The sequence below is a fragment of the Rhodoferax sp. GW821-FHT02C08 genome (assembly GCF_059421805.1).
On the sequence record NZ_JBWKVR010000014.1, the window covers coordinates 12,809 to 30,825 of the forward strand.

The window sequence follows — 18,017 nt, forward strand, 5'->3', positions numbered from 1 at the left end:
GGGCTTATTTCCCCACGCCCGCCAGCACATCGGCCTTCAGGAAACGCTCCACAAACAGCATGAACAGTACCGATGGCACCAGCAGCAAGAGTGCGGTGATGGATGCGATCTGGTAGTTGCCTTCCATGGCCGCGTTCAGCATGGTCAGCGGCAGGGTGTGCACATCCGGCACGCCGACGAAGAAGGTGCCCGAGAACTCGTCCAGCGAGATCAGGAATACGAAGATGGCGCTGGCCATCAGCCCGGGTGCCGCCAGAGGCAGGGTCACAGTCAGGAAGGCGCGCAGCGGAGATGCACCCAGGTTGCGCGCGGCTTCCACCTGTTCCTGGTGGATTGCGGCGAATGAGGCCGAGGCGATCCACACGGCGAACACCAGACCCTGTATGGCATGCACCAGCATGACGCCCCAGATGGTGCCGGTCAGGCCCAGACCGTAGAAGATGCGCGCGATATTCATGTGCACCGCCACCGTAGGGAAGGCCTGCGGCAGCAGAAAAAACAGCAAAAACAAGTTGCGAAACGGCAGCGTGCGTTTGGACAAGGCGTAACCGGCGGGAATGGCCACCGCCAGGCTCAGTAGCACCGTCAGCACCGCTATCAGCAGGCTGGTGGTCAGTGCACGCATGGCTCCGGCTTCGGGGCGGAACACCTTGTTCCAGAAGGCAAAGCCCCAGCGTACCGGCAGCTTGGCCGGGAAGTACCAGGCTTCGGTCACGGTCCAGATCAGCATGTTCAGCAGCGGGCCGAACACGGCAATTGCTAGCAGGCCAATGAGTAGCACCTGCAGCAGCGTGCCCACGAAGTCCGGGGTGCGGGAATGGCTGAGCTTCATTTGGGTTGCCCGCCCGTGCGCAGACCTTGGCGCAGATAGAACCACGCGGCCACTCCGCTCATCGCAAATGCCACAAAGCCCAGCGCGTTGGCTACGCCGTAGTCGCCATAGGAGTTGACGCGCCAGGCCATGTCCACCGTCAGCAGCGTGGGCGAGCCGGCGATGATCATCATCGGCACCGACAGCGCCGACAGCATGGTCACAAAAGACAAGATCAGACTGACCCACACGGTGGACATCACCTGCGGCAGCACGATTTCCAGCAGGATGCGCAGCCGCCCTGCACCCAGGCCACGCGCCGACTCGATCATGGACCGGTCCATGGAGGCCATGGCTCCGCTGATCAGCAGCGCGGCAAACGGCAGCTGCTTCCACACAAAGGTGACCACCACGCCACGCCAGTCCAGCAGGCTCATGGCATTTAGCGGCTCCACCAGGCCCGCCGCCATCAGTGCGTTGTTCAGCATGCCGTTCTTGGCCAGAAAGGTGCGCATCAGCTGGGCCGCCACCACAAAAGGAATGAACAGTGGCCAGCGGTAAATCCAGCGCAGCGCAGCTACCGCGCGCCGGTTTTCACCCAGCGTGAGATAGCCCGCAATGGCTACTGCCAGCACGCCCACCAGCGCGGTAGACAGCACGGTGACGGCGGCGGTCAGTGTGATATCGCCACCATACAGTGCAAAGGCCTTGGAGAAATTGCCCAGGTCCCAGCCGCCCGTGCCTTCATTACGGAAGGCATAGGTGAGTGAAAACACCAGCGGGTAGACAAACAGCAGACCCACCATCACCAAGGCGGGCAGCAGCAGGGTCAGGGCGGACAAAAGTTCGGAAGGTCTGCGGCGCATCGCTTGGCGTGCTTAGTTCTGTACCTGGGCTTCGTACTGCTCGCGCAGGTCCTTGAAATAAGGCGCCAGCGGGAAGGGCTTGCCATTGCGTGCCAGGTCGGCCGGGGTTACGTCCACGAACAGCTGGTTCCAGATCTTGGGGTCCAGTACGGGTTTGACCACATTAGCGTCAATGCCCGGGTACCAGTTGAAGCGCCGCACAATGCCGTCGGCCTGCACTTGCGGGCTGGTGGCCAGGGCGATGAATTTCTTGGCCAGTTCCACGTTCTTCGCCTTGGCCGGGATGGCGTAGTAGTAGGGCTGGCCAGGCATGCCGGGCGACAGGATTTTCAGCTTCATGTTGGGTGCCAGGCGGCCCTCGGCCTTCCAGCTTTGGAACATATCTACCCACACGGGGCCCATGGCGATTTCGCCACGGTTCAACATGTCCAGCGTGCCGGCGTTGCCTGGCGTGAACACTACTTGCTGGTTGAAGCTTTTCAGGTCGGCGAAAGCCTTCTTCCAGCCGGCAGGCGACTTGCCGTCGTACGGGCCCTGCTGCACGGTCTCGGGGTTGCCGCCGTAGGCATACATCCAGCCCACCACAAAGGCCACGCCCGACATACCGCCCTTCAGGCCGTTGTAGCCAAAGCTCTTGGGGTTCTTGGCCACAAAGGCACGCAGCTCGTCATAGGAAGCGGGCGGGGTCTTGATCAGATCGGGGTTGTAGGCCAGCGCGGTTTGGCTTTCAAACATGGGCATCACATAGCCGTCCACATTCACGCCCAGGGCCTGCTTTGCAGATTGGCTGACGGCGTACTTGCCGGTGGGGATGCTGTCTCGGTATTTCAGTAGCAGGCCGTCACGCACCATTTCGCCGGTTTTTTGCTGATTGGGCACGATCACGTCGGTGTCCCAGGTGGCGGCGCCAGCAGCTTTCTGGGCCTGCAGTTTTTCCATCATCTTTTGCGAACCGGCATCGTCCGGGCCGGTGCCGACGACGCTGACCTTGACGCCGGGGTTCAGCTTCTCGAACAGCGGGCCCAGGTAGTCGGTCACGTAGTCCACCATGTTCTGCGAGCCGCCGCTGATCACATGCAGCGTGGTGGTCTGGGCCTGTGCGCCCAGGGTCAAAGTGCCCAGCGCCAGGGCAATGGAGGCAGCGAGTGTGCGGCGAAGTAGTGGCATGGAGTGCTCCTGTGTAGCAATAAAAAAAAGGGGCTCAGGCCTGTGCCGAGGCACGTGGGTAGATGTGCAGCGCGTGGGCGGGAATGCAAACGGTGACGGTGTCGCCGTTCGCCATGGGGCGCGGGTGGTCGATGAAGAATGCGCCGCATTCGGTCGTGATTTCGCAACGGTAGCCGCCGCCCAAGTAGCTCACCTGGTGGATGCGGCCGGGGATCTGCAGGCTGTCATCGGCCTGCGCGTCGGGCGCGCCGAGGCTCGCCATTTCGCTGCGGAAATGCACTTGCGCCGGGCCATGCACCGGCATGCTGGCAGCGCACCACACCTGGGCTTGCGGTACGCGCGGCACACGCAGCTGTACGCCGCTGTTGTCGGCTTGGGCTTCACAGTGGATGGTGTTGTCGGCCCCCATGAAGGTCGCCACGTACGGTGTTTGCGGGCGCTGGTATACGTCTTCCGGGGCGCCGATCTGGGCGATGCGGCCCTGCTCCAGTACCACCACCTGGTCGGCCATCACCATGGCTTCTTCGCGGTCGTGCGTGACCAGGATGGCGGTGACGCCCAGCGCGCGTTGGATGGATCGGATCTCGTGGCGCATCTGCAGGCGTATGCCGGCGTCCAGATTGGACAGCGGCTCGTCCAGCAGCAAGATTTCAGGCTCCACCGCCAGGGCGCGGCCCAGGGCCACGCGCTGGCGCTGCCCGCCGGACAGCTCGCCTACGCCGCGCGCACCAAAGCCTTGCAGGCCCAGCATTTGCAGCAGCTTGTCTACGCGTTGCTGGATCTCGGCGCGCGGCACGCGGCGCAGCTTCAGGCCGTAGCCAATGTTTTGCGCCACGCTCATGTGTGACCACAGCGCGTACGACTGGAACACCATCGCCATGCCACGGCGCTCGGGCGGTTCGTGCAGGATGTCCTGGCCCTTGACGGTGATGCTGCCCGCCTTGACGGGGTTGAAGCCCGACAGGGTGCGCAACAGCGTGGTCTTGCCGCAGCCCGACGCGCCCAGCAGGGCCACGAAACTGCCCGGTTCAATATCCAGGTCAATGCCTTTGAGCACTTCGTTCGCGCCATAGGCTACGCGGAGGCCGCGCACGGAAATAATCGGGTTCACAGCGGGCTTCTTTGTCGGACGTCGTTTGACTACAGCAAACGATATCCACAAAACATGACTCTTGCGTGACGGGAAAACCCTTTATCAGTGACAGTCCCGTGACAAGGCCTGCCGGGTGCTGCAGCTACATCTACAGCTGGGCGATAGCCGCGCGCAAGTCGTCCACGTTCAGCACCTCCGACAGCACCTGCGGCGCGGTGCCGGGCTTGTACAGCACATACACCGGCACGCCGTTGCGGCCCAGCTGGCCCAGGGCGGCGGTGATGGCCGGGTCGCGCCGGGTCCAGTCGGCGCGCAGCAGCTGCACGTTTTTGGCGTCCAGGTCGGCCAGTACGGCGGGGTGGGCCAGGGTGGTGCGCTCGTTGTATTGGCAAGTGATGCACCAGGCGGCGCTGAAGTCCACCATCACTGGCTGGCCGGCGGCCAGGGTCTGCTCGACCCGGCCCGGCTCCCAGGCTTGCCAGCGGCCATCGGCAAGGGCGCGGACAGGAGGCGCCAGTTGTGTAATGTTGTGGCCGATAGCGAAGGCTAATACTGCGGTAGCAGCTATCGAAACCATAGCGTATGTGGTGTTTTTCTGGCGCAGCGTCCACAGCACCACCGCCACCCCGGCCAGTAGCGCCAGCAGGCTGGCGGCGCCCGCCATGCCGCTTTGCTGGGCCAGCACCCAGACCAGCCAGGCCACCGTGGCCAGCATGGGAATCGCCAGCAGCCTGCGCAGGGTTTGCATCCAGGCGCCGGGGCGTGGCAGCAGCCGTGCCACGGCCGGGCTCAGGCTGGCGGCCAAGTAGGGCAGGGCCATGCCCAGACCCATGATGGCGAACACCGGCAGCGCCTGCACGGCGGGCAAGCCCACGGCAAAGCCCAGCGAAGCCCCCATGAAGGGCGCGGTGCAGGGCGAGGCCACGGCCACCGCTAGCACGCCGGACAAAAATGCGTTCAGCGCCGGATTGCGCGCCTGCAGCGTCACCACGCGGCTGGGCAGGAACTGGCCAAATTCGAAGAGCCCGGCCAGGTTCAGCCCGACCACGGTGAACAGCACGGCCAGCGCCGCCACCACGGCCGGCGACTGCAGTTGAAAGCCCCAGCCCAGCTGCTCGCCGCCCGCACGCAGGGCCAGCATCAGGCCGCCCAGCGCCAGAAAGGACAGCACCACGCCGGCGCTATAGGCCAGGCCGTCCACGCGGTGGCCCCGGCGGTCACCGGCGTGCTGCGCAAAGCCCATAACCTTGATGGCTAGCACCGGGAACACGCAGGGCATCAGGTTCAGTATCAAGCCCCCTAGCAGCGCACCCAGCAGGGCCGCGCCCCAGGTCAGGCTGGGGGCGGTGGGGATTTGCGATGCCGCGCTGTTCGCCTGCAAGGCGGCGCTCAGGGCGGGCGACACGGTGGGTACGGCGGCCACGGCCGGCCAGCGGCCGCTCACATTGGCCAGTGTGCGAAAGCCCCGGCGCGGCTCGCCGTCGGCCGTTACCAGTACCAGCGGCATCTCGTCCGGGCTTTGGCTGCGCTGGGCGGACAGGGGCACGTCGGCAGTCCACACATCGCCTTCCCAGTTTTGGGTGGGCTCGGCGGCGGTTTCGGTGATCTCCGGGGTTTCGGGGAACAGCTGCAGCGTCTTGCCGCGTATTTCGGGCGGCAGGTCGGTCACGCTGACGCGCAGGGTGTTGCCCTTGACCACCACGTTGCTGCGCCCTACCAACGGTTCGGGCTGGGCGGCATGCGCGGCGTCAAAGGCGGCGGCGTTCAGGCCAATGGAGCTTCTCACCGGGATCTTCAGCACAAAGTCGCCTTCCTGCGGAATGCATTCCTTGCGGCACACCAGCCAGGCGGCGTGCAGCTTGACCTCCAGGTCGCTGGCCAGCAGCGAGGGCTTGAAGGCCGGGGTGATGGTCAGCGGCACCGGCAGCAGCACCGTGCCCTCGTAGCCGTAGTTGGCCAACGTGCCCACCGGAATCTTGTGCGGCAGCGGCCAGGCGATGTCGCCCGCCGTCACGCCGGGTGGCAGGGTCCAGCTCAGTGTGGTGGGCAGGCCGGAGTCGCCGGCGTTCTTCCAGTAGGTGTGCCATTCGGGCTGGTGGCTGATCTGCAGGCCGACCCAGACCGGTTGGCCAGGCACTGCACCCTGGGGGGCATGGGCCACCAGCTCGGCGCGAACCTGTTCGGTGCTTACTATGGATTTTTGGGCGTTTGCGCAGATAGGTATTGCGCCGGAAGCTATGAAAATAAGAGCGGTGAGGAAGCGATGCAGCATGGTGGGGCCAGAGTATGCCGGGTCGGAGCCTGTGCGCCCCGGCAAAGTTCCGGGGGGCTAGTCCGCGCCGAATACTGGCGGCAGTTTCTTGGGGGCTTTGATGCGCAGCTGTTTGTTGACGTTTTCCTGGCCAAACACCACCTCGATATCGGCCACCGCCACGCCGAACAGCGGTGCCAGAAAGCGCACCATATGGTCGGTGGCCTTGCCGTTCTTGGGGGCGGCTGTGACGCTGATCTTCAGCTGCGTGCCCTTGGGTTTGCCAATCGCATCCTTGCTGGCGGCGGGCTTGCCGAGGACGTTCAGGATCAGCACGTCTCCGTCCCAGGCGAAGAAGCTGTCGCCGGTGGTGTTGCGGGGCTGCTGCATGGCCGGATTTTAGGCCGGCCTAGACTCCTTGGCTGGCTCAGAGCCCTTCAATAAAGCTGGCCACGGTGTCCATCACCTGGGTGGGGTTGCTGCTGTTCATTTGGGTGTTGATGGATGCCACGCCGTGTTCTGCGCCGTGCACCCGCTTCAGTACCAGCCGGCCACCGCAACTGGTCCAGCTGTCGATATTGCCGCTGGTGCTGTAGTTGTTGGCATTGAGCGTCTGCCCGCACAGCAGCGTAGTGCGGGTTTGCTGCTGCAGCATTTCGGCGATGACGGTGTTGTTGTCCCAGGCCGGCAGCGAAGCGAGCACGACCGCCGGGTTGATGGTCCAGCTGGGCGCAGTCCAGACGCCGGTGGTCTGCATCACCTCGTCGCTGTCGCCGATGATGCCCATATAGGGTTTGGCGGCGCTGCCCGGCTGGCACGGGGTGGCCGGCCGGTTGAAGGTGGTGGACGCCGGGCCGGCCAGCGACACATAGCTGGAAAAGGTGCTGGGTGATTCGCACCACATGCGGTTGGTCATCACCCCGCCCATGGAGTGCCCCATCAGCGTGATGGTGTCGATGCCGTAGTCGCTGCGTATTTGCGCCGCCAGGGCCTGCAGAAAAGCCTTGTCATCCTGGCCTGACCGCATGGCGTAGTTGGTCCAGGTGGTGGCGCCCTCCTGTCCGTCTATGTGCTGGCCCTGGGGCAGCACCAACATGACATGGTGGGCTTGCAGCCAGGCCCAGTTGATGGTGGTGTTGCTGGCGCTGTCGGCCGTGCTGTTCAACCCCAGCTGGTAGGCGATGGCCGTCTTGTTGCCGCCGCCACCATGCAGCGCCACGATGGCCCGCGTGGCGCCCACCGGCTTGTAGATGTCCACCGCATGCGGAAAGCCACTGACTGTGGTCTGCTGCAGCTTCTCTGCGTCTACCGTGGTGGGGCTGCTGGATGTATCTCCGCTGCCACCGCCGCAGGCCGCGAGGGTGGTCAGCGTAGCCAGCACCGTGCTGCGCGCCGCTGACTGGAGCCGTATGTGGGAGAAGAGGGGTTTGGGCATGGTCGTCAATCCGTGGTCACGAGTGGAACCACGATTGTGCAAATGCCGGCCAGCCCGCGACGCTACGTTGCGTGACGAAATATGACACGCTTGTAGCATGCGCGGCCCGCTGTGCGGCCCGCAGCCAGCCCGCTCAGTTCGGGTTCTTCAGCCTTAGCAGCCCCAGACCCAGCAGGCCAAAGGCGCCGCCGGTGACGCGGTTGAACACCTGGGCGCGGCGAGGGGTGGAGAACCAGCCCTGCAAGCGTGTGGCCATTAGCGAATAGACCACGTGTGAAGACAAAGCGCAGGCGGTAAATACGCTGGTCAGCTCCAGAAATTGCGGCAGCATGGGGGCGTCCAGGCGCAGGAATTGTGGAAACAGCGCGGTGAAGAACAAAATGCTCTTGGGGTTGGTCAGCGACACCAGCAGGCCCTGGCGGGCCAGCGCAAAGCGGGACTTGTGTTGCTGTGCCTGGGCCTGGGCGGCTTTGCTGAACACCGAGCCGGGATTAGTCCATTGGCGGTAGCCCAGGTACATCAGATACAGCGCGCCGGCGGTCTTCAACCCGGCAAACAGCCAAGCCGAGGTATGCAGCAAGGTGCCCAGCCCTGCCATGGCAATGCCAGACACCGTAAAGACCCCGATCGCGCTACCCACCGAGCTGCCTAGCAGCGTCTTGCGCAAGCCCCAGGCGATGGTGTTGGACACCGCCAATAACACGGCCGGGCCGGGAGTGAAGGCGGTAACCAGGGAAATGGTGATGAAAAGTAGCCAGGTGGTCGTGGTCATGGTGGGCTTGAGCGAACATGCGGGAGCATGGAATCTACCCGATTTGGTTGTTTGGTAGGGTCCCGCGCTGTGTATTAGTTGCCTGAAAAGCCAGGTTTCGGGAGGGCATTGCAAAGCGCAGGTAAATTGAGGGTTAACCCTAGTAAAACCCCTTGTGGCCCTGCAGAGACAGGCCTATAACGGAGTCGGTTGCAGCTTTATGGCACCCGTAGCAACCAGCATCTGGCAGACGTACAGCGCCGCAGACACAACACAGGGTGCGGTTTTGAAAGGTTCCCATGTCAGACGGCTCTCTCCCCACATTCCGCTTCCCCGCAGGTACGCATATCGTTCAGGTCCAGCCCCCGCAGCACGGCCCGGTGACGTTGGAGTCGCCCGCCATGGAAGTGTTTACCGACCTGGCGCAGATCCGCGCCGCCACGGTGCAGCCGCAAACCTCACTGGACCAGTCCGAACTGAAAATGATCTACCAGGGCGTGCGCCTACTGTTCGTGGTGTCCGACATGCCCTCGGTGGACGGCATCCTGACATCGGCCGACATTGCCGGTGACAAACCCATGCGCCTGGTGCACCAACGCCAGATCAAGCACGAAGACCTGACCGCGGCTGACGTGATGACGCCGCTGTCCGAGATCGACGCCATCACCTTCGCGGCGCTGCAGCGCTCTACCGTGGAGCAGGTGGTGGCCACGCTGGTACAGCGCGGCCGCCCGCACTTGTTGGTGATTGATTCCGACACCGCCGACCGCACCCCGCGCATCCGCGGCCTGGTGTCGCAAACCCAGGTCGAGCGCCAGCTGGGCCACCCCTTGCCGGTGACGGCCATGGCACAGACCTTTTCCGAGTTGGAGCAGGTGCTGGCGGGGCATTGATAGTCGCGCGTCGCAGCGCGACGCGAGCCTTAGACGATGCCAGCACCCAGGGCTGGGAACACATCGGTGAACAGTAGGGTGATCAGCTGTTGTCCGGCTGGTGTGGACCAGTCCTGCGCAATCTCCGCCATCAGCGTGTTGGTAGCGGTCAGCACCACGCCCGAGTCGTGCATGCGCTGGCGCGAAAACTCTTCGGACAAGTCGCTGGGGGAGCCTGATGCATCTATCACGGCCTGCACGTTGAAACCTTCTAGCGCGGCATCAATAGCTGGGAAGATCAGGCACACGTCGGTGGTGACGCCAGCCATGATCAGGTTTTTGCGGCCGGTTGCAAGCACCGCGTTGTGGAAGTCGGCGTAGGCCCAGGCATTCACCACACCGGGGCGCTTGACGCGGGCTGCATGCGCTTCGGGCAGGATGTTGGCGATTTCCGGCAGGATCGGGCCCTGGGCGTTGGTTTCCTGGCTGGACGTGATGACCACCGGCATATTGAGTATCTTGGCCATCTTGGCCAGAGCAATCGACTGCTTGGCGGCCAGCTCCTTGTCAATGTTCTTGATCAGTTGCATGGTGCCGACTTGGTGGTCGATCAGCAGCAAGGCAGTGTTGTCGGCGGTGAATCGTTCAACTTTCATGGCGTAACTCCTAGGTAGTGAATGGAATGGGGCGCGTGGAATACCCGCCCCCGGGAAGGGTGGCGAGCTGTTACAGCTTTCCCATATCGCCACGGTGGTAAGCGGCGGTAGCCGCGACAAGGTCCTGTTGGCTCGCAAAAGCCATGGGCCCGTTGGAAAAAATAGCTTGGTGCAGTGGTGCGCCGATGAACACGGCGACCTGGGCGTGCGCCGTTGGGGCGGCTAGCGTGTGCGTCCTGGCCTCGGCGTAGACGGGCAGGATCGGGGCGCCGAGATCGTCCAGACCGAAGCCTTGGCCATCCAGCGCTGAGTTGCCCGCGATCGGCATGAAAAAGGCGCGCTGCCCGGCAGGCACGGGCAGCACCAGCTCGGCACCCGCCTCCAGCGTGATGTCCAGCAAAGTGGCTGCGGTGGGCGGCGCCAGCGGCGAGTGCAGACCGCCAAAGCTGCCCAAGGGCACGCGAACCTGGACGCCGGGGCGCTGCACCACGGGCACGTCCTGCGGGGCCAGCGTCAACGCGAACGGCGCTGCGTTCTGCCGGTCCTGCGGCAGGTTGACGAAGATTTGCAGCAGGTGCGCGGTGCGCTCTGGCACTGCGGGGTTTTCTTCGTGCACCACGCCGCTGCCAGCGGCGGTCCAATGCAGGCCGCCTGGCTCGATCAATGTGCGATTGCCCTGCGAGTCGCGGTTGGCAATACCGGTTTCCGAGTCGAGGAACAAGTACGTCACCGCCGAAAAGCCAGCGTGCGGATGCGGCGGAAACGTGGGTGCGCCCATCCAGGCATGGTCTATGCCCATGAAAGGGTCCAGCGGTGCAGCTTCAGAGGCATGCAGGCGGTAAGCCTGGAAATGCGGCCCCCGGTGGGCGTGCTGCATGCGGGCGATGGGGATGGTCATGGTGGATTTCTTCTGGTGCGGATGCGATGGGTGTATCTTCGATTAATCCTTCTAAGAGATAAATACGTAAAAATGGCAATCATTGATCCATAAATGGCGTAATCAAGATGGAAATGCTGAACGACATGGCCTTGTTTGTGGAGGTCGCCCAGGCGCGCAGCTTTCGCCGCGCGGCCGACGCCACGGGTGTGCCGAACTCCACGTTGTCCCGGCGCATCAGCGCCCTGGAGAAGGCGATTGGCCTGCGCCTGCTGCACCGCACCACCCGCAAGGTGGAGTTGACCGAAGCCGGGCAGCTGTACTACGAGCGCTGCCGGCGCATCGTGGACGAGGCGCGCATCGCCCACGAGCAATTGGGCGAAATGCTGGCGCAGCCCAGCGGCGTGCTGCGCGCGTCGCTGCCGGTGGACTTTGCAACCATCTACCTGGCGCCGCTGATTGCCGAATTTGGGCGTCGCTACCCCGGTATCCGCTTTGATTTAGACCTCACGCACCGCCGCGTGGACCTGGTCGCTGAACCCTTCGACGTGGCCATTCGCATGGGCGAGCTGAAGGACTCGGGCCTGGTTGCCCGCCTGCTGGCCCGTCTTTCGGTGCAGGCTTATGCCTCGCCGCGCTACCTGGAGATATCTGGCGAGCCCATGCACCCCAGCGACCTGGCGCGGCACGCGTGCTTGGGCTTTCCCAAGGTCGGCACATGGACGCTGCACCAGGGGGCAGAAAGCGTCGAGGTGGAGGTCGGCGGGCGCTTGCAGGTCAACAGCATCGGCATGCTGCGCCGGCTGGCCACACTGGACCAGGGCGTGATCCTGCTGCCTGGGGAGATCGCTGCGGACGAGCTGGCGGCAGGCCGCCTGCGCCGGGTTTTGCCGCAGTGGCAGAGCAACCCGATACCGGTCTACGCGTTGACCGAAACCCGCTTGCTGCCGGCCAAGACGCAGCGCTTTATTGAATTCCTGCAGGAGCAGCTGGGCTCGCGGGCTGAAGGGCGGGCGTAGCCGCGGTTCTCATTGGGAGAAAGCAATTTCGCGATCGGAGGTAACCGTAGCGACGAAGTTTCGCCCGTATGTCATAACCTTCTTACGGGTACTATGGCCGGTATTGGCCCCAACCGCCTGCCGGCTTCTCGCTACGGCAGACCCAAACGGTGGGCACTTCATTCGCGCGCACCGTTCCGATTCCGCCGCGCCAGATCAGCCTGCATTGGGCTCCGGCAGCTTGGCAATCACCTTGATCTCGAAGTCGAAGCCATACAGCCAAGTCACGCCGACACCGGTCAGTGTCGGGTGCGGCGCCTGGCCCCAGTAGTCGGGGAACACCTTCCAGATGGTCTCGAACTTGGACGCCGGGTCGACGATGAAGACGGTGACGTCCACCACGTCGTCAAAAGTGCAGCTGGCGGCTTTCAGGATGGCGTTCAGGTTATCAAAGGCGAGGCGGACCTGGGCTTCCAGGTCGGGCTCGGGCGAACCGTCTTCGCGGCTGCCCACTTGGCCTGAAACGAATAAAAAGCCGTTGGAGCGGACTGCTGGCGAGTAGCGGTTGCGCTCGTAGAGCGCCTGGCGGCCGGGTGGGAAAACAACGTCGCGTTGGGTCATGGCTGTCCTTGTAAGGAGTAAAAGATGGAGCAACTTTAGGGCGCCATGGCCGGCGGATAAACCGGCAAGTCCACCCATCATTGTTTGTAAAATCCAAACAATCGGCAGCGTCAACGTAGGGGGAGCCGCGATGGACCGTTTTGATGCCATGCAGGCCTTCGCCCGGGTGGTGGAAACCGGCAGCTTTACCAAGGCTGCCGAGACCCTGCACATGAGCAAGACCAGCGTGACGCAGCTGGTGCAGCAGCTGGAGGCGCGGCTGCGCGTGCGCCTGCTGAACCGCACCACGCGCAAGGTCAACGTCACCGCCGATGGCGCGGCTTATTACGAGCGTGTGCTGCGCATCCTGGCCGACGTGGACGATGCCGAGACCAGCCTGTCCAGCGCCGCCGCCTTGCCGCGTGGCCGGCTGCGGGTCGATGTGCCCAGCCCCCTGGCCCGCATGGTGTTGGTGCCGGCATTGCCGGCCTTCCACGCCCAATACCCCGACATCCAGATCGACATGGGCGTCAGCGACCGCATGGTGGACATGATCGACGAGAACGTGGACTGCGTGGTGCGCGGCGGCGAACTCACCGACCAGTCGCTGGTGGCGCGTCGGGTGGGCGATCTGCAGCTTGGGGTTTATGCCGCTCCCAGCTACTTGGCGCAGGCCGGTACGCCCCGGCACCCGCGCGAGTTGGAGGACACGCACCACCGCGTGGTCGGCTTTCTGAGGGCGCGCAGTGGCAAGACCTATCCCTATGCAATGCGCCGCGACGGCGAGAGTGTCAAGGTGCAAGGCCGCTACGTGTTCTCGGTGGATGATGGCAATGCCTACTTGGCGGCCGGTCTGGCCGGTGTGGGCGTGCTATGGCTACCGGACTACATGGCCAAGCCGCACCTGACAAGTGGGGAACTGGTGCCCCTGTTTGCGGGCTGGCGCCTGGACCCGATGCCGCTCTACCTGGCTTTCCCGCCGAACCGGTATGTCAGTAGCAAGCTGCGGGTGTTTATCGACTGGGTCGTCGGGCTAATGCAACAGCATGCGCCTGTTGCCGAGCGGCAGGTTGCGTGAGCATGGCGCTGGGGGCTGGTTTTTAGATAAATCAGCCTTTAGCGCAATATCCACCTGTGGAAGATGCTACTAAAAAAGTAGTGTTTTATGGCAATTGTGGTCACGTGCCAAAGCTATCCACGGCTATGCGATCACAACCGCAGGAACGCCAGCAGCGCATCGTTGAACGCTTGCGCGTGCGAAACGTTGAAGCCATTGCGGTGCACCGCTCGCTTTTACCAACTGGCTATGGTGCACCGCGTGGTGGGTGCGCAGGCCCGCGCCTTCGATGGGTACGATAGCATCTGCCTCGCCATGGATGACGAGCGTTGGCACGGTTATGCGCTGCAGGTCTGCGCGGAAGTCGGTGGTGCCGAAGGCGTCCATGCACGCTAAGGCCGCATACTGCGCCGACTGGTGGCACAGGGCGATGGCGTTGCTGCGCTGCGACTCTGTGACCTGCAGCACACCGTGGGCCGAGAAGAAGTCCTGGGTGACATGCGCGAAGAAGGCGTCGCGGTCTCGCTCCAGCGCATTCCTGCTTTGTTGTGCTTTGTGCGTGAGCGGACCATCGGGGGGGGGCGGCCGTTTGCATCAGGTAGGGCGGCACGGCAGCGGCAAACACCTGGCTGTGCAGGCGTGATTCGCCATGCCGCGCGATGTAGCGGGCCACCTCGCCCCCCGCCCATCGAGAAGCCCACCAGCGTCACGTCCTGCAACTCGCAGTGGTCCAGGACCCGCTGCAGATCGTCGGCCAGCAGGGACTTGACTTCGCGCTCCGATTCCTCGGGGTCCAGCGCGGTTTGCGTTGCAGAGTCCGGGTCTTGCGAGGGAATGCCGTGACCTGGGCGGGCTTGCGTGGCGAGTTGTTGGCTGTATGCATGAATGTCTCCTGGGTGGTGGAGCGCGCATGCGTACCGCGCGAGGGCGATGAAGACAAGACAGGCTTATTGGTAGCCGACGCCCATTACATAGTCGCGCAGCAGCGCCTCTTCGTGGTTGCCTGCGGCCAGTAGCGCACGCAGTCCGTCGCGGGAGTTCACGACCCCCAGCAGCTTGCCGTCCGAGCGCACCAGCAGCACGTGGATGAGCCCGCGTGCATGCATCATGGTCAGAACATCGGAGAGCAAGTCTTCTGGTGCGCAAGTGGTGAACCCACGCGTCATCACTTCACCAGCGCGGGTGGTGAAGAAGTTCGCTTGGCCCAAACCCAGATGCTTGATCAGGATGGTCTCCGTGATCGTGCCCAGGGGGACTCCCCCGGCATCGCACACCACCACGGTGCTGATTTGCGCCTCGGACAACAGCGCGGCCACTTCGACCAGTTGGCTGTCCGGTGATACGGTCAGCAGCCGCGAGCGGGCCACCGATTCGATGCTGCCGACCAGCAAGGGGGCCACGGTACGGGCCTCTGCCACCGCCGCAGGCGGGCTCTCGGGGGCGGTGCTTGCGGCCATAACGGACGCTAGTGTTTTCATGGGGCCAACGCAGCTTCAAGCTGCGCCTTGTTCATTGTCGAGCGGCCTTTGATGCCGCGCTGTCGGGCCTCATTGCGCAGCTGCAGCAGCGTACGTCCGCCCGGCCCCTTATGCGAGCGCAAGCCACCGCGCCGGCCCGCCGGCATATCGTTGAGTGACGAGGCGCTGGCCTCGACGGATTCGCCGTGTTGCGCGCGTTCCTTGTTGACGACGCGTGCGGCAATTTCCTCGGCCAGGGGCTGGGGTTTTCCGCGTTTCAGCAGGCTCTCCTTGATGTGCATGTATTGGCGCTCACGTTTTGCGCTCCAGGTCTTTTGCGGCATGGCGAATCCTTGGTGTGTGGGGCAAGTGGCTTGGGGCCGGGTCTCGGAGAGTGCTGCCCTTGCGCGCTGCGTTGGACCATGGTAGTGACGAAACACCACTGTGTTTGTATGTGAATGTACAGAGCCAGCGCACTGGTGCACCGAGCCCCCAGATGCCAAACACCAGGCGGGTGGCACGGGGTTCAAATATGCCGTGGGCGTAATATTTATCTGTGCTGGCAGCTGCAAAAAATATAGCAATACATGCCCATCCAGATCCAACTGCAATGGCGTCCTGGCAAGGGGAATCCCCCGCGTCAATTAACATCGAAGGTTTCGCACTGACACAGAGAACACCATGGCTGCCAATATTTTGCAAAAACTCCCCGCTGGCGAACGTGTCGGCATCGCGTTTTCGGGGGGGCTGGACACCAGCGCCGCCGTGCACTGGATGCGCGCCAAGGGCGCCATTCCCTGCGCCTACACCGCGAATCTGGGCCAGCCCGACGAGTCCGATTACGACGAAATCCCCCGCAAGGCCCTGGCCTACGGCGCCGAAATGGCCCGCCTGGTCGATTGCCGCCCACAGCTGGTGGCCGAAGGCATTGCCGCTATCCAGTCCGGCGCCTTCCACATCAGCACCGGTGGTGCCACCTACTTCAACACCACGCCGCTGGGCCGTGCTGTTACCGGCACCGCGCTGGTGGTGGCGATGCGCGACGACGGCGTGAACATCTGGGGCGACGGCAGCACCTACAAGGGCAACGACATCGAGCGCTTCTACCGCTACGGTCTGCTGTGCAACCCCGAGTTGCGCATCTACAAGCCCTGGCTGGACCAGCTGTTCATCGACGAGCTCGGTGGCCGCAAGGAGATGAGCGAGTACCTGGTGGCCAACGGTTTCGACTACAAGATGAGCGTAGAGAAGGCCTATTCGACCGACTCCAACATCCTGGGCGCGACCCATGAAGCCAAGGACCTGGAATTCCTGAACGCCGGCATGCACATCGTCAAGCCCATCATGGGCGTGCCGTTCTGGCGCGAGGACTGCGTGGTCAAGGCCGAATCGGTCACCGTGCGCTTTGAAGAAGGCCAGCCGGTCGCCCTGAACGGCCAGACCTACCCCGACGCTGTGGCCCTGATGTATGCCGCCAATGAAATCGGTGGCCGCCACGGCCTGGGCATGTGCGACCAGATCGAGAACCGCATCATCGAAGCCAAGAGCCGCGGCATCTACGAAGCCCCCGGCATGGCGCTGCTGCACATCGCCTACGAGCGCCTGGTCACCGGCATCCACAACGAAGACACCATCGAGCAGTACCGCAGCAATGGCCGCCGCCTGGGCCGCCTGCTGTACCAAGGCCGCTGGTTCGACTCGCAAGCCCTGATGCTGCGCGAAACCGCCCAGCGCTGGATCGCCCGCGCCATTACCGGCGAAGTGACCTTGGAACTGCGCCGCGGCAACGACTATTCCATCATGGACACCAGCAGCCCGAACCTGACCTACGCGCCCGAGCGCCTGTCAATGGAAAAAGTGGAAGACGCGGCCTTCACGCCGGCCGACCGCATCGGCCAGCTGACCATGCGCAATCTGGACATCGCCGACACCCGCGAGAAGCTGGGCGTCTACACCCGTGCCGGCCTGCTGGGCACCGGCTCGGACGCAGCTGGCGTGGCGTTGATCGCCAACCCCGGCGGCAAGGTCTAAGCGACGGCCCTTCTGGCCCTTCTTACAGGGCTTCAGGGTTTTAGCGTGTCGCCAGCCAGGCGACCGCCAGCACCAGGGCAACTATGCCGGTGCTGGCCCAGAGCAGGCGCACGCGGTGCGCCTCCACCCTTTGCACCAACTCCTTGTTCTGTTCGGCCAGTGACTGGATAAGCTCGGACGAGACGCGCAGCTGGGCGCGCATTTCTTCGGCTCCCAGCTCCAGCGCGGCCACGCGTGCTTGCAACTGGGCGAGCGATGTGGGCTCGCCAGCTACCGCCGTCGGCACCGGGGTGGGCACTACCGGTGGTTTTTTGGCCATGCTTTTCCACAGCCGTTTGGCGCCGTCGGCCACCACCGGGGCGGTGGCGATCACGTCGGACCAGGGAACGGTTTTGAGCAGCGAGAACCAGCCTAAAGCCATGGCATCAGCCTTTGAGAGCACAACAAGCCCCCAGTGTCGCCGCATCTGGCGCATGGCGTAGCCGGGGACCAGGAATTCCCCGACTCCGTGTTTGCTATATATTTGGTAGCTACTGACGCAGGTAGTACCTGCGCTGGATGGTTATTCAATGCAGTGTCTTCAACGCAGAATCAGCACCGGGGTGTGCGAGTGCGTCAGCACCTGCTGGGTTTCGCTGCCCAGCAGCAGGCGTTTCAGACCGCGTCGGCCGTGCGAGGCCATCACGATCAGATCGGCATTGTGCTCGGTGGCGGCGGCAATCAGACCCTCGGCCACCAGGTCCGAACGCACCACCACGGCCTTGGTATTGACGCCATCGGCCAGGGCCTTGGCGGCATCCACCACGGCCTGGGCTTCATCGGCCCATTGCTGTTCGATGCGGGCGCTTTCGTCCAGGCTCACCGGGATGGAGCCTTCGAAATAGGTGCGGGCATAGGTTGGCACGACCTTCGCGATGACCAGTTGGGCGCCGGTCAGTCTGGCCAGGTCAATGCCGCTGGTAACGGCCAGTTGGGACAGTTCGGACCCATCGGTTGCGACAAGAATGCAGCGGTACATGGCGTTCTCCGGTAGTGGAATGGCTTCAGCATAAGTCTTATGTGGGGACTGGGGTGTTGATCTAGGTCAAACGCGGC

Annotated in this window: 20 protein-coding genes; 4 read left to right on the top strand and 16 right to left on the bottom strand. The window is 63.7% G+C overall.

Features of this window, described 5'->3' with window-relative positions; all coding sequences use genetic code 11:
* Nucleotides 1–4: 4 nt before the first annotated feature.
* The 8 genes from AC07VY_RS16975 to AC07VY_RS17010 all read right to left on the bottom strand — a co-directional run bounded on the left by AC07VY_RS16975 (nucleotide 5) and on the right by AC07VY_RS17010 (nucleotide 8,395).
* Nucleotides 5–832 (bottom strand): ABC transporter permease, encoded by an 828-nt coding sequence (locus AC07VY_RS16975; RefSeq protein WP_495098571.1) that lies wholly within the window; start codon nucleotides 830–832, stop codon nucleotides 5–7.
* Complete coding sequence (locus AC07VY_RS16980) at nucleotides 829–1,677, bottom strand: ABC transporter permease (RefSeq protein WP_495098570.1); 849 nt, start codon at nucleotides 1,675–1,677, stop codon at nucleotides 829–831. Before AC07VY_RS16980 ends, AC07VY_RS16975 begins: the two co-directional genes overlap by 4 nt.
* Before the next feature lie 12 nt (nucleotides 1,678–1,689).
* Nucleotides 1,690–2,844, bottom strand: coding sequence for an ABC transporter substrate-binding protein (locus AC07VY_RS16985; RefSeq protein WP_495098569.1), 1,155 nt, complete (start codon nucleotides 2,842–2,844; stop codon nucleotides 1,690–1,692).
* 34 nt (nucleotides 2,845–2,878) lie between these two features.
* Nucleotides 2,879–3,955: an ABC transporter ATP-binding protein gene (locus AC07VY_RS16990; protein ID WP_495098568.1), complete on the bottom strand. Its 1,077-nt coding sequence runs from the start codon at nucleotides 3,953–3,955 to the stop codon at nucleotides 2,879–2,881.
* A gap of 130 nt (nucleotides 3,956–4,085) precedes the next feature.
* A complete protein-coding gene (locus AC07VY_RS16995; protein WP_495098567.1) occupies nucleotides 4,086–6,209 on the bottom strand; it encodes a protein-disulfide reductase DsbD family protein in 2,124 nt (707 codons plus the stop codon).
* A gap of 57 nt (nucleotides 6,210–6,266) precedes the next feature.
* Nucleotides 6,267–6,578 (bottom strand): DUF167 domain-containing protein, encoded by a 312-nt coding sequence (locus tag AC07VY_RS17000; protein ID WP_495098566.1) that lies wholly within the window; start codon nucleotides 6,576–6,578, stop codon nucleotides 6,267–6,269.
* Between the two features lie 37 nt (nucleotides 6,579–6,615).
* Complete coding sequence (locus AC07VY_RS17005; protein WP_495098565.1) at nucleotides 6,616–7,623, bottom strand: CE1 family esterase; 1,008 nt, start codon at nucleotides 7,621–7,623, stop codon at nucleotides 6,616–6,618.
* A 133-nt stretch (nucleotides 7,624–7,756) separates the two neighbouring features.
* Nucleotides 7,757–8,395, bottom strand: coding sequence for a LysE family translocator (locus AC07VY_RS17010; RefSeq protein WP_495076761.1), 639 nt, complete (start codon nucleotides 8,393–8,395; stop codon nucleotides 7,757–7,759).
* A 278-nt stretch (nucleotides 8,396–8,673) separates the two neighbouring features.
* On the opposite strand from AC07VY_RS17010, the gene AC07VY_RS17015 reads away from it, so the two are divergent.
* Entirely contained in the window at nucleotides 8,674–9,267 is a 594-nt protein-coding gene (locus tag AC07VY_RS17015) for a CBS domain-containing protein (RefSeq protein WP_495098564.1), read from the top strand.
* Between the two features lie 29 nt (nucleotides 9,268–9,296).
* On the opposite strand, the gene AC07VY_RS17020 is transcribed toward AC07VY_RS17015, so the two are convergent.
* Nucleotides 9,297–9,902 carry an isochorismatase family protein gene (locus AC07VY_RS17020; RefSeq protein ID WP_495098563.1) on the bottom strand — a complete coding sequence of 202 codons (606 nt, stop codon included), beginning with the start codon at nucleotides 9,900–9,902 and terminating at the stop codon, nucleotides 9,297–9,299.
* Nucleotides 9,903–9,972: 70 nt separating this feature from the next.
* Nucleotides 9,973–10,800, bottom strand: coding sequence for a pirin family protein (locus AC07VY_RS17025; protein WP_495098562.1), 828 nt, complete (start codon nucleotides 10,798–10,800; stop codon nucleotides 9,973–9,975).
* A 107-nt stretch (nucleotides 10,801–10,907) separates the two neighbouring features.
* Between AC07VY_RS17025 and AC07VY_RS17030 the strand changes: the two genes are divergently transcribed.
* Nucleotides 10,908–11,798: a LysR family transcriptional regulator gene (locus AC07VY_RS17030; protein ID WP_495098561.1), complete on the top strand. Its 891-nt coding sequence runs from the start codon at nucleotides 10,908–10,910 to the stop codon at nucleotides 11,796–11,798.
* 195 nt (nucleotides 11,799–11,993) lie between these two features.
* On the opposite strand, the gene AC07VY_RS17035 is transcribed toward AC07VY_RS17030, so the two are convergent.
* Nucleotides 11,994–12,398 (bottom strand): RidA family protein, encoded by a 405-nt coding sequence (locus AC07VY_RS17035; RefSeq protein WP_495098560.1) that lies wholly within the window; start codon nucleotides 12,396–12,398, stop codon nucleotides 11,994–11,996.
* 130 nt (nucleotides 12,399–12,528) lie between these two features.
* Between AC07VY_RS17035 and AC07VY_RS17040 the strand changes: the two genes are divergently transcribed.
* The gene (locus tag AC07VY_RS17040; RefSeq protein WP_495098559.1) at nucleotides 12,529–13,455 is read left to right on the top strand and encodes a LysR family transcriptional regulator; all 927 of its coding nucleotides are present in this window, start codon (nucleotides 12,529–12,531) and stop codon (nucleotides 13,453–13,455) included.
* A 123-nt stretch (nucleotides 13,456–13,578) separates the two neighbouring features.
* Here the strand turns inward: AC07VY_RS17040 and AC07VY_RS17045 are convergent, their stop codons facing one another.
* The 3 genes from AC07VY_RS17045 to AC07VY_RS17055 all read right to left on the bottom strand — a co-directional run bounded on the left by AC07VY_RS17045 (nucleotide 13,579) and on the right by AC07VY_RS17055 (nucleotide 15,235).
* Nucleotides 13,579–13,902, bottom strand: a complete 324-nt coding sequence (locus tag AC07VY_RS17045; RefSeq protein ID WP_495098558.1) for an alpha/beta fold hydrolase — start codon at nucleotides 13,900–13,902, stop codon at nucleotides 13,579–13,581.
* Between the two features lie 479 nt (nucleotides 13,903–14,381).
* Nucleotides 14,382–14,912 (bottom strand): CBS domain-containing protein, encoded by a 531-nt coding sequence (locus AC07VY_RS17050; protein WP_495098557.1) that lies wholly within the window; start codon nucleotides 14,910–14,912, stop codon nucleotides 14,382–14,384.
* On the bottom strand, nucleotides 14,909–15,235 hold the full coding sequence (locus AC07VY_RS17055; protein WP_495098556.1) for a plasmid stabilization protein: 327 nt from the start codon (nucleotides 15,233–15,235) through the stop codon (nucleotides 14,909–14,911). The genes AC07VY_RS17050 and AC07VY_RS17055 overlap by 4 nt, the downstream gene beginning before the upstream one ends.
* A gap of 337 nt (nucleotides 15,236–15,572) precedes the next feature.
* Here AC07VY_RS17055 and argG point away from each other — a divergent pair, with 337 nt between their 5' ends.
* Nucleotides 15,573–16,922, top strand: a complete 1,350-nt coding sequence (gene argG, locus AC07VY_RS17060) for an argininosuccinate synthase (RefSeq protein WP_495098555.1) — start codon at nucleotides 15,573–15,575, stop codon at nucleotides 16,920–16,922.
* 40 nt (nucleotides 16,923–16,962) lie between these two features.
* Here the strand turns inward: argG and AC07VY_RS17065 are convergent, their stop codons facing one another.
* Nucleotides 16,963–17,343: a hypothetical protein gene (locus AC07VY_RS17065; protein WP_495076750.1), complete on the bottom strand. Its 381-nt coding sequence runs from the start codon at nucleotides 17,341–17,343 to the stop codon at nucleotides 16,963–16,965.
* Between the two features lie 159 nt (nucleotides 17,344–17,502).
* Entirely contained in the window at nucleotides 17,503–17,940 is a 438-nt protein-coding gene (locus tag AC07VY_RS17070; protein ID WP_495076749.1) for a universal stress protein, read from the bottom strand.
* Nucleotides 17,941–18,017: the final 77 nt, after the last annotated feature.